Origin of the sequence: Saccharothrix sp. AJ9571 (genome assembly GCF_021725495.1) — a bacterium.
Taxonomy (GTDB): domain Bacteria; phylum Actinomycetota; class Actinomycetes; order Mycobacteriales; family Pseudonocardiaceae; genus Amycolatopsis; species Amycolatopsis magusensis.
Map to the genome: position 1 here is coordinate 2,586,088 of NZ_CP091382.1, position 14,609 is coordinate 2,600,696.

Annotated in this window: 14 protein-coding genes; 7 read left to right on the forward strand and 7 right to left on the reverse strand. The window is 70.5% G+C overall.

All coding sequences use genetic code 11. From position 1 onward, the window contains the following. Nucleotides 1-100: 100 nt before the first annotated feature. The 4 genes from L3Q67_RS11355 to L3Q67_RS11370 form a co-directional block, all read right to left on the reverse strand. Nucleotides 101-1,123 carry a CopD family protein gene (locus L3Q67_RS11355; RefSeq protein WP_499189470.1) on the reverse strand — a complete coding sequence of 341 codons (1,023 nt, stop codon included), beginning with the start codon at nt 1,121-1,123 and terminating at the stop codon, nt 101-103. Continuing rightward, entirely contained in the window at nt 1,120-1,659 is a 540-nt protein-coding gene (locus tag L3Q67_RS11360) for a copper resistance CopC family protein (RefSeq protein ID WP_499189471.1), read from the reverse strand. The genes L3Q67_RS11355 and L3Q67_RS11360 overlap by 4 nt, the downstream gene beginning before the upstream one ends. Continuing rightward, nucleotides 1,656-2,426, reverse strand: a complete 771-nt coding sequence (locus L3Q67_RS11365; RefSeq protein ID WP_499189472.1) for a YcnI family copper-binding membrane protein — start codon at nt 2,424-2,426, stop codon at nt 1,656-1,658. Before L3Q67_RS11365 ends, L3Q67_RS11360 begins: the two co-directional genes overlap by 4 nt. A gap of 71 nt (nt 2,427-2,497) precedes the next feature. Next, complete coding sequence (locus L3Q67_RS11370) at nt 2,498-3,049, reverse strand: hypothetical protein (RefSeq protein ID WP_499189473.1); 552 nt, start codon at nt 3,047-3,049, stop codon at nt 2,498-2,500. Between the two features lie 323 nt (nt 3,050-3,372). Between L3Q67_RS11370 and L3Q67_RS11375 the strand changes: the two genes are divergently transcribed. From L3Q67_RS11375 to L3Q67_RS11395, 5 genes are read left to right on the forward strand one after another with little or no spacing between them, the layout of a single operon-like run. Continuing rightward, complete coding sequence (locus tag L3Q67_RS11375) at nt 3,373-5,133, forward strand: BCCT family transporter (RefSeq protein WP_499191502.1); 1,761 nt, start codon at nt 3,373-3,375, stop codon at nt 5,131-5,133. Then, nucleotides 5,130-5,777 carry an ABC transporter permease gene (locus L3Q67_RS11380; RefSeq protein WP_499189474.1) on the forward strand — a complete coding sequence of 216 codons (648 nt, stop codon included), beginning with the start codon at nt 5,130-5,132 and terminating at the stop codon, nt 5,775-5,777. Before L3Q67_RS11375 ends, L3Q67_RS11380 begins: the two co-directional genes overlap by 4 nt. Beyond that, nucleotides 5,764-6,960 carry an ABC transporter ATP-binding protein gene (locus L3Q67_RS11385; RefSeq protein ID WP_499189475.1) on the forward strand — a complete coding sequence of 399 codons (1,197 nt, stop codon included), beginning with the start codon at nt 5,764-5,766 and terminating at the stop codon, nt 6,958-6,960. Before L3Q67_RS11380 ends, L3Q67_RS11385 begins: the two co-directional genes overlap by 14 nt. Further along, the gene (locus L3Q67_RS11390; RefSeq protein ID WP_499189476.1) at nt 6,957-7,739 is read left to right on the forward strand and encodes an ABC transporter permease; all 783 of its coding nucleotides are present in this window, start codon (nt 6,957-6,959) and stop codon (nt 7,737-7,739) included. Before L3Q67_RS11385 ends, L3Q67_RS11390 begins: the two co-directional genes overlap by 4 nt. Then, on the forward strand, nt 7,736-8,713 hold the full coding sequence (locus tag L3Q67_RS11395) for a glycine betaine ABC transporter substrate-binding protein (RefSeq protein WP_499189477.1): 978 nt from the start codon (nt 7,736-7,738) through the stop codon (nt 8,711-8,713). Before L3Q67_RS11390 ends, L3Q67_RS11395 begins: the two co-directional genes overlap by 4 nt. A 524-nt stretch (nt 8,714-9,237) precedes the next feature. Here L3Q67_RS11395 and L3Q67_RS11400 read toward each other — a convergent pair. Then, entirely contained in the window at nt 9,238-9,702 is a 465-nt protein-coding gene (locus L3Q67_RS11400; protein WP_499189478.1) for a DUF6474 family protein, read from the reverse strand. 135 nt (nt 9,703-9,837) lie between these two features. Here L3Q67_RS11400 and L3Q67_RS11405 point away from each other — a divergent pair, with 135 nt between their 5' ends. Further along, nucleotides 9,838-11,469 (forward strand): TM0106 family RecB-like putative nuclease, encoded by a 1,632-nt coding sequence (locus L3Q67_RS11405; RefSeq protein ID WP_499189479.1) that lies wholly within the window; start codon nt 9,838-9,840, stop codon nt 11,467-11,469. Here the strand turns inward: L3Q67_RS11405 and L3Q67_RS11410 are convergent. Further along, the gene (locus L3Q67_RS11410; protein ID WP_209663336.1) at nt 11,466-12,224 is read right to left on the reverse strand and encodes an SDR family NAD(P)-dependent oxidoreductase; all 759 of its coding nucleotides are present in this window, start codon (nt 12,222-12,224) and stop codon (nt 11,466-11,468) included. The two genes, L3Q67_RS11405 and L3Q67_RS11410, sit on opposite strands and share 4 nt — an antisense overlap. Before the next feature lie 141 nt (nt 12,225-12,365). Between L3Q67_RS11410 and L3Q67_RS11415 the strand changes: the two genes are divergently transcribed. Continuing rightward, entirely contained in the window at nt 12,366-13,676 is a 1,311-nt protein-coding gene (locus L3Q67_RS11415; RefSeq protein ID WP_499189480.1) for a UDP-glucose dehydrogenase family protein, read from the forward strand. On the opposite strand, the gene L3Q67_RS11420 is transcribed toward L3Q67_RS11415, so the two are convergent. Continuing rightward, nucleotides 13,615-14,556 carry a DMT family transporter gene (locus L3Q67_RS11420; protein WP_499189481.1) on the reverse strand — a complete coding sequence of 314 codons (942 nt, stop codon included), beginning with the start codon at nt 14,554-14,556 and terminating at the stop codon, nt 13,615-13,617. The genes L3Q67_RS11415 and L3Q67_RS11420 overlap by 62 nt on opposite strands. Between the last annotated feature and the right edge of the window lie 53 nt (nt 14,557-14,609).

A 14,609-nucleotide genomic window follows, 5' to 3' on the forward strand; every position in this document is an offset into this window, starting at 1 on the left:
CCCTCCGCCGACGGGGTGCTGGACTACGCTGGACTTGGGGACGCCCCCCTGGGAGTGGCGGGGGTTGTATTCGGGTGGGTTGCTGGGGCTCAACGGTTGGTCAGGCGACTGGGGCTCGGGTCAGGACCACGGCGAAGCCGAAGGCCAGGCCCATCACCGACAGTTCCAGCGTCGCCCACAGGGCCAGGGCGGTGCGTTCGTGGCGCATGATCTTCGGCATCAGCCGCCAGCGGACGTGGGCGCCGAGCGCGGCGATGACGACGGTGCACACCAGCTTCAGCACCACCAGTTGCCCGTACGGCGTGGTGAACAGGCCGGTGAGCAGGTCCATCGTCGGGTTCAGGTTGATCTCGACGATGCCGTTGAACAGTCCGGTCGCCGCCGAGAGGAGCAGGCAGAGGGTGGCCAGCTTCGAAAACCGCGGCAGGGCGTGCGCCAGCAGGGTCCGGTTCCCGATCAGCAGCACCGTCATCGCGCCGAGGCCGCCGGTCCAGGCGACGGCGCTCATCACGTGCAGCTCCATCGAGATCATCGTGTAGTCGTGGTAGTCCCAGTTCGACGCGTGCCCGGTGACCGGTAGCGGCAGCAGCGCGAACAGGCCCAGCCCGACCCGCACTTCGGCGGGCACCTTCTCCCCGTGCCGCAGCGCCAGCACCCCGAGCCCGGCGTGCACCAGCGCCAGCACGCCGACCACGAGCAGCGCCTTCCCGGCGCCGATCTGCACGATGTAGGCCCACACGTCCCCGGCGCCGATGGTCTCGGCGCCCGGGCGGAACTCCGCGGTTTGCAGCACCAGCGCGACGAACGCGGTCGCCGACCAGACCAGCGCGGCGGCCACCGCGGCGGGCCGCGCCAGTCGCAGGATCGGTTCGGTCAGCTTCGGCCGGTCGTAGCCGACCAGCACCGACAGCAGCGACAGCCCGATCGTGGCGACCGCCGCGATGTCCAGCAGCACCCGCACGATCGGGATGGCCACCGAGACCACCTCGCTGACCTCGGTCACCCCCGGGATCGGCGCGGTCGCCGACAGGGCCACGCCGATCAGCGCGCCCACCAGTGCGGCGGTGACCACGCAGACCAGCGTGGAATAGCGGACCGGCGAGGTGGTCTCGGCCTGCGTCATGACTTCGTCGGTTCCTTACCCGCCCGCAGGGCGAACACCAGGCCCAGCGCGAGCAGCACGACCGCGCCGGCGATCCACACCCACAGCGGCACACCGCCGGAGTCGTTGTCGGCCGCGCCGCCGCCGGTGCCGCCGGAGCGCGCGGCGTCGGCGGCCGCCGGGGTGCCGGTGCCCGCCTTGGCCAGGGTGAACTTGATCTCGTCGCTCACCGCGTGCCCGTCCGCGGACAGGATGCGGAAGCCCAGCGTGTACTCACCGGCCGGGCCGAGCGGGCGCAGCGGCGCGGTGACCACGTTGCCCTTGACCTCGACCGTGCCCTCGGCCCACTGCGAGCCGCCGGGCCCGGTGACCGCGACCTGGTTCACGTCGGCCGCCTGCACGTACTGGTCGAAGGTCAGCGTCACGCGCTGCGGACCTTCCTGCAGCGAGGCGCCCTTGGCCGGGTCGGACGACACCAGCACGTTGTGCGCCAGCGCCGGGGAGGCCAGGCCGAGCAGCGCCGTCGCGGTCAGCAGCGCGACCAGGACGCGCCTCATGAGCTCGCCTTCCCCGACTTCCGGGCGCGGATGGTCGCGCCGGCGCCGACCCCGAGGCCGAGCGCGCCGACGGCGAGACCGGCCCCGCCGAGCCAGCGCGCGGTGTTGTCGGTGCCCGCGGAGGCCGACGCCTCGTTGTGGCCGGAAGCCTGCTCACCCGAGGCTGCCGCGCCGGCTTCGTGCCCGTGGTCGCCACCGCTGCTCGCCGCGGCCAGCTTGATCGTCGGCGCCGGGTGCTCCGGCTCCTCGCCGCCTTCGGGGGGCGGCGGCGCGTCCCACGCGACCACCTTGCCGCTCTCGTAGGTCTGCGTGGCCGGCAGTACCAGGGTGTCCACAGTGGACGGCAGAGTGGAGGCGTTGAACTCGAATTCCTGGTATTCCGCGGATCCGGCGGCGATCTTGTTCCCGTCCTGCGCGGTCCAGGTGATCTTGCTGATCACTTCGGCGACGTCGGCGCCCTTGCCGTTCTTCACCGGCGTGGGCAGCGTGGCCTTGGTGATCTCGGCGGTCCAGCCGGGCACCGGCTTGGTCCTGGCCGAGGTGATGCCGTACTCGGCGGGGAAGGCGACCTCGACCTTGGTGGTGCCGGCGTCGGTCTCCTCGTTGGGCACGCGCAGCACGATCAGGCCGCGGCCGCCCTTCTGCGGCTCCTGCCCGTAGTAGTCCGCGGTGACGTGCGCCGAGGCGAGCCCGGCACCCATCAGGCCGGTGAGCCCGGTCACGCCCGCGAGCACGGCGGCACGCTGGATGAATCGCTTTGTCGACATGGAAGTTTCGCTCCTGAACAAGGGGGTTTCGTGAGGACCGCCACAGTGCCTACGCGGTCCGGAAGGAAGGTTCAGGCGACGACGGGCGGACCGCGACGGCCGAGCACGGTGCGCAGGAACACCGGGACCGGCCCGGCGGAGAGTTCGGGGTGGACGGTCACCGGCCGCACGGGCCCGCCGCGCACCGGGGCCGCGGTCCAGACCACCGGCAGCAGCAGTCGCAGGCTCGCCACCACGACCGCCAGCAGCGACTCGGCGCGGGCCAGCAGCGCCGCCGTGCCGAGCACCGCGAGCGCGTGCGCCGCGGTCATCGGCAGGGTGCCTTCGAGCACGCCGCTGCCACTGTGGACGGACGTGTGCCCGCTCAGTTCGGTGAGCACGAAGTGCATCACCACCTGCGCCGGGCCCAGCACGAGGAGGATGCCGGGCAGCCCCTTCGTGCGGTCCGCCAGCGCCGTGGAGGTCCACCCGATCAGGGCGGTCAGCAGGAGCGTGAGCGAGGGGCTGGGCATGGCGCCGTCGGCCAGCGCGTGGGCGGTCACCGCGAGGGCCGCCGATGCCGAGGCGAGCAACGTCCCGCGCACGAGGCGTAACGCGCTGTGCTCACTGCGGACCGGGCTCACCAGACCAGCGTATGGGACGCTCCCACCTGCGGCGAAGCCCGTCCCGGCTGGTGAACGCGGGGTATCGGCGACTTCGCGCAAAAGTGGGGGGAAATCGTGATCGTCCCAGGTGGAACCGGGCGCGGCGATAAATCGGGTGCCGATTGACACGGTCCCGTGCTTGCCGATTCCGGGGTGATCCGCAAATGTAAGCGCACCCAATGGCGGCTTGACCCGGTCAGCGATTCGGGGCACGCCGCGTACGGGGTACGGGTTAGGGTGCTGCACCAAACGGGTTACAACCGGGTCGGAAGGAGGTCGCGCCGATTCGTCGGCGCGTGCGTATGACTACGGGTCCGCAGGACGGCAAGCCAGGCGAAGGCGAGGTCGGGGGCGCGCACAGCACGGAGCGCACCGATCTCGCGAACGCGCCGGACACCACCGGCGCAGGGCACACACCAGAGGAGCACGTTCCACTCGAACTCGCCGCGGACAGACCAGCCAAGACCGACAAGGTGGTCTTCGGCGTCGCCGCGGTGCTCGCCATCGCCATCATCGCCTGGGGCGTCGGATCCCCCGGAAGCCTGGCCTCGGTCGCCAAGACACTGCTCAACAAAGCGGTGATCCCTTATGGCGGCTGGGCATTCGTGCTCACCGCCTCCGGATTCGTGTTGTTCGCCGTGTGCCTGGCCATCAGTCGTTACGGCCGAATTCCACTCGGCCAGGACAAGGAGAAGCCGGAATTCCGGACGTCGTCCTGGATCGCCATGATGTTCAGCGCCGGAATGGGCATCGGACTGATGTTCTTCGGTGTCTACGAACCGGTTTCGCACCTCGCGAGCCCGCCGCCGGGAACCGCCGTGGCCGGCTCCGACGAGGCCGTGCACACCGCGATGGCGACCACGCTGTTCCACTGGACCGTCCACCCGTGGGCGATCTACGCCGTGGTCGGCCTGGCGATCGCCTACAGCACCTTCCGCAAGGGCCGCAGCCAGCTGATCAGCTCGGTGTTCGCGCCGCTGCTCGGCAAGCGCCGCACGGAAGGCCCGCTGGGCAAGGCGATCGACGTGATGGCGATCTTCGCCACGCTGTTCGGTTCCGCCGCTTCGCTGGGCCTCGGCGCCCTGCAGGTCGGCGGCGGGCTCGGCGCGGTCGGCTGGATCGACAACCCCGGCAAGGGCGTGCTGGTGGCGATCATCGCCATCCTGACCATCGCGTTCATCGCCTCGGCGGTGTCCGGGGTGGCCAAGGGCATCCAGTGGCTGTCCAACATCAACATGGTGCTGGCCGCGGTGCTGGCGCTGTTCGTGCTGGTGGTCGGCCCGACCGTGCTGATCTTCAACCTGGTGCCCGGCGCGATCGGGGACTACTTCCGCGAGCTGGCCGAGATGTCCGGCCGGACCGGGGCCACCGGTGGCGAGGAGATGCAGACCTGGCTGTCCGGCTGGACGGTCTTCTACTGGGCCTGGTGGATCTCGTGGACGCCGTTCGTCGGCATGTTCATCGCGCGCATCTCGCGCGGGCGCACCATCCGCCAGTTCATCCTCGGCGTGATCGCGGTGCCGAGCGTGGTGAGCCTGATCTGGTTCGCCATCTTCGGTGGCGCGGCGATCGACCGCCAGCAGAACGGCGTGGACATCGCCGGGGCGGGCACCGAGCAGTCGGCGACCTTCGAACTGCTGGAGACGCTGCCGTGGTTCATCCCGATCGCCATCCTGGTCATGGTGCTGGTGTCGATCTTCTTCGTCTCCGGCGCGGACGCCGCGTCGGTGGTGATGGGCACGCTGTCGCAACGCGGATCGGTGCACCCGAAGAAGAACGTGGTCATCTTCTGGGGCGTGCTGATGGGCGCGGTCGCGGCGGTGATGCTGCTGGTCGGCGGGAACGACGGCCTGAAGGGGTTGCAGAACCTGACCATCCTGATCGCCGTGCCCTTCGTGGTGGTGATGATCGGTCTGTGTGTCGCCGTGTGGCGCGACCTGCGCCATGATCCCCTGGTACTGCGGGAGAACGAGATGATGAGGTCTCTGGAACAGATCCACGAGGAACGCACCAACGGGGACACCAAGCCCCGGCGGCGGCTGCTCAAGGGCCGCCGGCCGTGAACCTCTTCGAATTCGTCGCCGACCGGTGGGATCGGATCTCGCTCGAGGCGTGGTTGCACGTGAGCGCGGTCGTGCAGTGCACGATCATCGCCGCGGTGCTCGGCGTGCTGATCGGGGTGGCGGTCTACCGCTCCCCGGTCGGCTCGGCCGTGGCCACCGCGCTGGCCAGCGCGATCCTGACGATCCCGTCGTTCGCGCTGCTCGGCCTGCTGATCCCGGTGGTCGGCCTCGGCACCGAGCCGACGGTGATCGCGCTGGTGCTCTACGCGCTGCTGCCGATCGTGCGCAACACGATCGTCGGGCTGGCCGGGGTCGACCCGGCCATCGCCGACGCGGCCAAGGGCATCGGCATGAGCCGCGTCGGGGTGCTGACCAGGGTCGAGCTGCGGCTCGCCTGGCCAGCCATCCTGGCCGGGATGCGGGTCGCCACCCAGATGCTCATGGGCATCGCGGTGATCGCGGCCTACGCCAAGGGCCCCGGCCTCGGTGACGAGGTGTTCTCCGGCCTGGTCCGCGCGGGCAGCGCCAACGCGCTCAACGAGGCGCTGGTCGGCACGATCGGCGTGGTCATCCTCGCGCTGCTCCTCGAGGGCGTGTACTTCCTGATCTCCCGTTTCACCATCTCAAGGGGTGTCCGTGGCTGAGAACGTGGCAACGTCGGCGACCGCCGTCGCGAACAGCGAAGAGGTCTCCGGGGTGGAGATCCAGCTCGAGCAGGTGAGCAAGCGCTACCCCGGACAGCAGCACCCGGCGGTGGAGGACTTCTCCATGGTGGTGCCCGCCGGGAAGATCGTGATCTTCGTCGGGCCGTCGGGCTGCGGCAAGACCACCACCATGCGGATGATCAACCGGCTGATCGAGCCCAGCTCCGGCAAGATCACCATCGGCGGCGAGGACGCGCTCTCGCTCAACCCGGACCAGCTCCGCCGCAAGATCGGCTACGCGATCCAGCAGGCCGGGCTGTTCCCGCACTTCACCGTGGCGCAGAACATCGCCGTGGTGCCCGGCCTGCTCGGCTGGGACAAGCAGAAGGTGACCAACCGGGTCGAGGAGATGATGGACCTGGTCGGGCTCGACCCCGGCCAGTTCCGCGACCGGTTCCCCCGCCAGCTCTCCGGTGGGCAGCAGCAGCGCGTCGGGGTGGCCCGCGCGCTGGCCGCGGACCCGCCGGTGCTGCTGATGGACGAGCCGTTCGGCGCGGTCGACCCGATCACCCGCGGCAACCTGCAGGACGAGCTGCTGCGGCTGCAGACCGAGCTGAAGAAGACGATCGTGTTCGTCACGCACGACTTCAGCGAGGCGGTCAAGCTCGGCGACAAGATCGCCGTGCTCGGTGACCGCTCGACGATCCTGCAGTACGACACCCCGGACGCGATCCTGGCGAACCCGGCGAACGACACGGTGGCAGGCTTCGTCGGTGCCGGTGCCTCGCTCAAGCAGCTGACCCTGCTGCGCGTGCGGGACATCGACTACAGCGACGAGGGCATGATCACCGTCACGCACAGCGAATCGCCCGCCGACGTGCGCAAGCGGCTCACCGACGCGCGCAAGACCTACGGCCTGGTGCTCGACGACCGGCGCCGCCCGCTGAGCTGGGTGCACGTGCGTGACCTGGCCTCGGCGAGCACGCTGGCCGCGGTCGCCCGCCCGATCAACGACTCGGTGAGCACCCAGTCGACCCTGCAGGACGCGCTGGAGGCGATCCTCACCGAAGGCGGCCGCGCGGTGGTCACCGGGACGCGCGGGGAGTACGTCGGCGGCGTCGACATCGAGACCGTGATGGAGACGGTCCGGCAGTTGCGGGCCGAGCACGGGGACGACGCATGACCACGGCGCAGACCGACACCTCCGGCTTCACCACCGGATCGGGCTCGGCGCGCGCGGAGCGGGTGCGGTTGTTCGCGCAGCCGCTGGTGGTCGTCGTGGTCGTCGGCGCGGTGCTGGCGTGGGTGTTCTCCAGCGAGCTGAAGCCGAACGAGCTGAAGACGCTGAACGCGAGCACGCTGCTGTCCACGCTCGGCCAGCACCTGCTGATCACCGTGGTGGTCACCGCCATGGTGGTGGTCATCGCGGTGCCGCTGGGCGTCGCGCTGACCCGGCGCTGGGCGAAACCGGCCGCACCGGTGTTCCTGGCCATCGCGAACATCGGGCAGGCCGCGCCGGCGCTGGGTGTGCTGGTGCTGTTCTTCCTGTGGACCGGCTGGGAAGGGCTGTGGGTGGTCTCCATCCCGCTGGCCTTCTACTCGCTGCTCCCGGTGCTGCGGAACACCATGGTCGGGTTGCAGCAGGTGGACCCGGCGCTGATCGACGCCGGGCGCGGCATCGGCATGTCGTCGTCGGCGGTCCTGCGGCGCATCGAACTGCCGCTGGCCGTGCCGCTGATCCTCGCCGGGCTCCGGACTTCACTGGTGCTCGCGGTCGGTACCGCGACGCTGGCGGTCTTCGTCAACGGCGGCGGGTTCGGCGTGCTCATCGACACCGGCTACAAGCTGCAGCTCAACCGCGTGATCGTGGTGGGCGCGGTGCTGGCGGTCGGCACGGCGCTGATCGTGGACTGGCTCGGCGCCGTCGCCGAGCAATACCTGGGACCGAAGGGGCTGCGATGAACCGCCGGATCCGCAAGATCACCGCGGCACTGGGTGCCGCCGTGCTGGCCTTGTCGGTGAGCGCGTGCGGCCTGGAGACCAACGCCGCACTGCCGTTCGCGGTCGGGCCGGGCTCGATCAAGGCGGTGCCCGCACTGTCCGGTGTGGACGTCACGGTCGGCTCGAAGGACTTCACCGAGAACATCGTGCTGGCCTACATGGCCGAACTGGCGCTGTCGGCGGCCGGGATGGACGTCACCGACCTGTCCGACATCAAGGGCTCGACGAACGCGCGGCAGGCGCTGCTGGCCGGTGAGATCGACGTGACCTGGGAGTACACCGGCACCGGGTGGATCAACTACCTGGGCAACACCGACCCGATCCCGGACGAGCGGGAGCAGTACGAGGCGGTGCGCAAGGCCGACCTCGAACTCAACGGGATCAGCTGGCTGGACTACTCGCCGGTGAACAACACCTACGCCTTCGCCACCACGGCGGCGTTCGCGCAGCAGCACAACCTGAAGACCACTTCGGACATGACGAACTACCTGAAGCAGAACCCGCAGGAAGCGGTGTTCTGCGTGGAAACCGAGTTCGCCAGCAGGCAGGACGGCCTGCCCGGGGTGCAGAAGCTCTACGACTTCCCGACCACGGAGATCAAGCAGTTCGGCACCGGGGCGATCTACGCCTCGATCGCCAACGAGACCTGCCGCTTCGGCGAGGTCTTCACCACCGACGGCCGGATCGCCGGGCTGAACCTGGCGGTGCTGGAGGACGACAAGAAGTTCTTCCCGCAGTACAACGTCTGCCCGACGCTGCGGCAGGACTACCTGAACGCCCACCCGGAGATCGCCGACGTGCTGCGGCCGGTGGCCGCGGAAATGACCAACGACCAGATGATCCAGCTGGGCAAGAAGGTGGACATCGACGGCCAGGACGCCGGCGCCGTCGCCCGGGACTGGATGGTCGAAAAAGGCTTCGTAACCGCCGGCTGACCCCCCACGAATGTGGCTTTGGCCCACCCCAAAGCCACATTCCACCCCCCCTCCACCCCGACCCCCACGTTCACGCCCCGAACTCCACACTGGTGCAGCCGAGTCCCACGTTCGGGCATTCGAACTCCGCACTCGAGTAGCCGAACTCCACACTGGGGCACGCGAGTTCGACGTTCAGGCACCCGAGTTCCACACTCGGGCAGCTGAATTCCGCGTTCGTGCAGTCGAGTTCTGCATTCGGGGGCGTGAGTTCTACGTTCGCGTTTCGCCTCGGGGCGAGGTTCACCGCGCGTGCGCCGGGGGCTGCCCGCTCATTTGCCATTCGCGAGTGTGGAACTCGGCTACCGGAGTGTTGATGTCGGCTGCCTGAGTGTGGAACTCAGGCGCCTGAACGTGGAGTTCGGCTGCCTGAGTGTGGAACTCGGGCGCGCGAACGTGGGGTTCGGCTGCCTGAACGTGGAACTCGAGTGCGTGAACGTGGCGTTCGGCTGTACGAGTGTGGGGTTCGGGGGTGGGGGGAGGGGTTAGATGCCTAGGCGGTGGAGGAGTTGGCCTTCCAGGTGGTCCAGTTCGCTGCCGACGGCTCGGTGGGCGGCTTTGCGCCGCGCGGTCGGCATGCGTTCGGCGGCGCGGACGGAGGCGGCCAGTTGGTGCAGGGTTCCGGCGGCCCGGTCCGCGAACTTGGTGTCCTCGGCCGAGGCGTGGGGGGAGGCGCGCAGGTCGTCCAGGCCTTCGCCGACGCCGACGATGCGCGCGTGCAGCCGTGCGCCCCGGCCGGTGAACTCGCCCAGCCGGTCGACGTCGATGCCGAGTTTGCGGGCCTGGTGCCGGTCGTAGGCGTCCCTGGCGGCACCGGCCGCGCGCACGGCGAACGGGGCGACCACCGGGATCACCGCGGGCCCGACCACCTTCGCCAAGGCGAGGGCGTTGCGGGCCTTCTTCGGGGTGAACAGCCCTTCGGCTTCCTTCTCGATCTTCTTGCGGCCCATCGCGCGTCACCTTCCGTGCCCACCGGCGTCCACGGTGAACTTACTGCCCGCCCACGATCGGAGCACTTCGGCACGCGCTAACCCGACATCGACGGCGCGTGATCTTTTGTCGTACCCGCGACCTAGAGTAGGGGGATGGACCACGAGGTGTTGCTGGACGCGGGAGCGGTCACCCGCTGTCGTCGTCGGGTGCACCTCGACCACGACCCGGCCATGCGCGAGGTGCCCCGCGCCCCGCAGGACCCGTCCGCGGCGCAGCGCATCGCCGACGCCGCCGCGCACCGCGAGGACATCGCCCGCCGGCTGATCGCGGCCACCGGCGAGGGCTGGGCGAGCGTGCCGCGCGAGCTGCCCGTGCCGGACCGGGCTGCGCTCACCGAATCCGCGCTGGCCACGAAAGCCCCGTTCATCTGGGGTGCGCTGCTGCCGGTCGACCACGACGGCGGCCGCCGCGGCGGGGTCGAGGTGCTGGTGCGCACGGCCGCCGGGTACCTCCCGGTGCTCGTGGTGCGCCACCGCATCACCGACCGCGGCGAAGGCGCGATGACCACCGGGCTCACCGACCTCGACCCGGACAACGCCACCCCCGACCCGGCGCGCAAGGTCCGCTCCCACCCGCGTGACCAGCTGCGCCTGGCGCACATCCGCCGCATGCTGCAGAAGCTCGGCCTCGCCGACCCGCGGGCGCTCGGCGGGGTGATCGGGCTCGACGCGGACGTGGTGCTCTGGCACGACCTCACCGCCCCGACCTGGCCCGGCGGCCGGGGTGCGCTCGACGAGTACGACGTCCGCTTCGCCGATCGGCTCGCCGTGGCGAAGGCGGCCGCCGCCGGGGACGAGCCGCTCGCGCAGCCGTCGCGCGTGCTCGAATGCCGCCACTGCCAGTGGTGGCCGATCTGCGGCGACCAGCTGCTCGCGGCCAGGGACGTCAGCCTGGTGGTGCGCGGCGAGGACGGCGTGGAGCTGCGCCGCGCCGGGGTGTCCACTGTGGACAAGCTAGCCGCGCTGGACCCGGCCGAGGGCCCGCCGGTGCCGCTGACCGGGGAGTCCTTCGGCAATTCGGTGATGCTGGCCAGGGCCTGGCTCGCGGACCTGAACGTGGTCCGCAAGGTCGACCGGATCGAGGTGCCGCGCGCCGACGTCGAGGTCGACGTGGACATGGAGAGCTTCGGCGATTCCGGCGCCTACCTGTGGGGCTGCCTGCTCTCCGGGGCGGACATCGGCGTGCGCCCCGGGTACCACGCCTTCGCCACCTGGGAGCCGCTGCCGACCACGGACGAGGCGCGCTCGTTCGCCGAGTTCTGGGGCTGGCTCACCGAAGTGCGCCAGCGCACCGAGAAGGCCGGGCTGACCTTCCGCGCCTACTGCTACAACGCACTCGCCGAGAACCGCTGGCTCTTCGGCACGGTCAAGCGCTTCGCCGGGGAGGACGGCATCCCGCCGCGCTCGGAAATCCAGTCCTTTGTGGACTCCGACGAGTGGGTGGACCTGTTCCAGCTGGTCTCCGACCAGTTCCTCTGCTCGCACGGCAAGGGCCTCAAGGTGATCGCCCCGGTGGCCGGGTTCAGCTGGCGCGATCCGGAGGCCAGCGGGGAGGCCTCGATGCGCTGGTACCGGGACGCGGTCGGCCTCGACGGCGACGAACCGCGCCCCGAGCAGGCCGAACGCATCCTGCGGTACAACGAGGACGACGTGCTGGCCACGTTCACGCTCCGCCGCTGGATGACCGACGAAGCGCAGAACGTGCCCTACATGGGTGATCTCTAGCGCGGCGCCATCCGCAGCGAGCCGTCCATCCGGATGACCTCGCCGTTGAGGTAGTCGTGGTCGATGATCGACAGCGCCAGCTTGGCGTACTCCTCCGGCTGCCCCAGCCGCTTCGGGAACGGCACCCCGGCGGCCAGCCCGGCGCGGAAGTCCTCGCTGACCGTGGCCAGCATCGGGGTGTCGATGATGCCCGGCGCGATGGTCATCACGCGGATGCCGTGCGAAGCGAGGTCACGCGCGGCGGAGAGGTTCAGCCCGACGATCCCGCCCTTGGACGCGGCGTAGGCGGCCTGCCCGATCTGCCCGTCGAAGGCGGCGACCGAGGCGGTGTTGATGATCACGCCGCGCGCGTCGTCGGCCAGCGGCTCGGTCTTCGCGATCGCCTCGGCGGCCACGGTGACCACGTTGAACGTGCCGATCAGGTTGATCTCCACGACCTTGCGGAACAGGTCGAGGTCGTGCGGGCCCTTCTTGGACAGGATGCGCGCGGACGGCCCGACGCCGGCGCAGTTCACCACCACCCGCAGCGGCGCGCCGGCGCCCGCGGCCTGCGCCACGGCGGCGCGGACCTGTTCCGGGTCGGTCACGTCGGCTTCGACGTAGGTGATGCCGTCGACCTGGTCCGCCTTCGCGATCGACGGGGCGAGGTCGAGCGCGAAGACCTTCGCGCCCCCGGCCGCCAGCGCCTGGGCGGTCGCGCCGCCGAGCCCGGACGCGCCCCCGGTGACCACGGCCGCGGTGTCGGTGATCTGCATGTCTGCGGTGTCCCTTCTAACCCGAGTACGGCACCAGGTTAACGCTCGTTCGCAGCGGTCGACCCCACCCGTCCGCAGGAGTACGCGGGTGTGTTCGCTGCTGTTGGTTTCGCGGTCAACTCCGGCTGTCACCTTCACCGCATGAGTCCAGCTCGGATCGTGGTGGTGGGGACCGGATACGTAGGACTGACCACGGGCGCCTGCCTGGCGTCGATCGGTCATCAGGTGACCTGCGTCGACGTGGACGCGGCGAAGGTGGCCCGGCTCGCCGCCGGGCGGGTGGACATCCTCGAACCCGGACTGGCCGAGCTGGTCGGCCGCGGGCTGACCAGCGGGCGCCTGTCCTTCGTGGTGGGCGCGCGGACCGCGGCCGCCGGGGCCGACGGCGTCTTCCTGTGCGTGCCGACGCCGATGGGCGCGGGCGGCGCGGCCGACCTGCGCGCGGTGGAGGCGGTGACCGCCGAGATCGGCGACGTCATTCCGCCGGGCTGCGCGCTGATCACCAAGTCGACCGTGCCGGTGGGCACCTCGCGGCGGATCCGTGAGCTGCTCGGCCGCTCGGACGTGCCGGTGGTGTCCAACCCGGAGTTCCTGCGCGAGGGCACCGCGGTGGCCGACTTCCTGCACCCGGACCGCATCGTGGTCGGCTCGGACGACCTGGCCGCCGCGCACTGGGTGGCCGGGCTCTACGACGAACTGGCCGCGCCGAGCGTGGTCACCGACGCCGCCAGCGCGGAGCTGGTCAAGTACGCGGCGAACTGCTTCCTCGCCACCAAGCTCTCCTACGTCAACGCGATCGCCGAGCTGTGCGAGCGGCTCGGCGCCGACATCGAAGCGGTCACCGAGGGCATGGGCCACGACCGGCGCATCGGCCGCTCGTTCCTCAAGCCCGGCCCCGGCTGGGGCGGGTCCTGCCTGCCGAAGGACACCCACGCGCTGACCCGGATCGCCGAGGCCGCCGGTTTCGAGTTCGGCCTGCTGCGTGCGGCGATCGACGAGAACGTGGCCCAGCGCGACCGGATCATCGCGAAGATCGCCGGCGCGGTCGGCGGCTCGCTCGCCGGGGCCCGGATCGGCCTGCTCGGCCTGGCCTTCAAGGCGGGCACCAACGACCTGCGTGACTCGCCCGCGCTGGCGGTCGCGTCGGTGCTCGCCGCGCACGGCGCCGAGCTGACCGCCTACGACCCGGCGGTCGGCGGCGAGCTGCCCGGCATGGTCGTGGTGGACGATCCGTACCAGGTGGCCAAGGGGGCGGACGCGGTCGTGGTGCTCACCGAGTGGGCCGAGTTCCGCAGGCTGGACTGGGTGTACCTGGCCGAGCTGATGGAGGGCGACGCCGTGGTGGACACCCGCAACCTGCTCGAACCGCGGCGGGTGCTCGACGCCGGGCTCAGCTGGCAGGGCATCGGCCGCGCTCGGGAGGCACTGTTTCCGAAGACCGCTGTTTCCTGAGCACCAGGAACACCGCGAGCGCGCAGACCGCCACGCCCAGCAGGCCGCGCACGTCGAGCGTCTCGCCGAAGAACAGGAACGCGGCGAGCATGGTGGTCGGCGGGGTCAGGTAGAGCAGGCTGGACACCGAGGTCACCGAGCTGCGCCGCAGGTTCAGCCAGTAGAAGCCGTAACCGCCGAAGGTGGACAGCAGCACCAGCCAGGCGATGGCGAGCCAGAACGAACCGTTGCCCGGCGGCACCAGTTGCCCGGTGACGGCGGCCAGTGCGGTGAACACGACCGCGCTGGTCAGGCATTGGATCATGAGGTTGGTCTGCACGCGCAGCGTGTCCGTTGAGGGTGGTGGTGGGCTGGCGGGCGGGCTGTCCGCTACTGGGGTGCGGACGTCGGCCCGGCGTTCGATCAAGGTCCCGGCGACCAGGCCGAGCATCGAAAGCACCGGCAGCGCGTAGGCGATCGCGGGCGCGTCACCGCCGGAAAGATCACCGCCGACCACCAGCGCGACCCCGCCCAGCCCGATCGCCAGCCCGGTCCACTGGGCGGCCGACGCGTGCTCGCCGAGCACGAACTGGCTGAGCACGGTGGCCACGATCGGCTGCAACGCGGCGATCAGCGCGGCCGTGCCGGTCGGCACGCCGAGGCCGACCGACCAGAAGACACCGAACAGGTAGACGCACTGGGACAGCAGGCCGATGCCCACCTGGAGCCGGATTTCGGCGAAGCTCAGCGCCCGTCGTCTGGTCAGCCACCACCAGCCGCCGATCAGCACCGCCGCGACCAAGCACCGCCACGCCAGCGTGGTCAGGCTGCTCGCGGTACCGGCGGCGAGCGCGGCCCCGACGAAGCCGGAGCTCCACATCAGCACGAACCCGATCCGCATGCACGCCTCCCTGAGTAAACAGAACGGTTTACCTCTACGAGGGTGGTAGACAG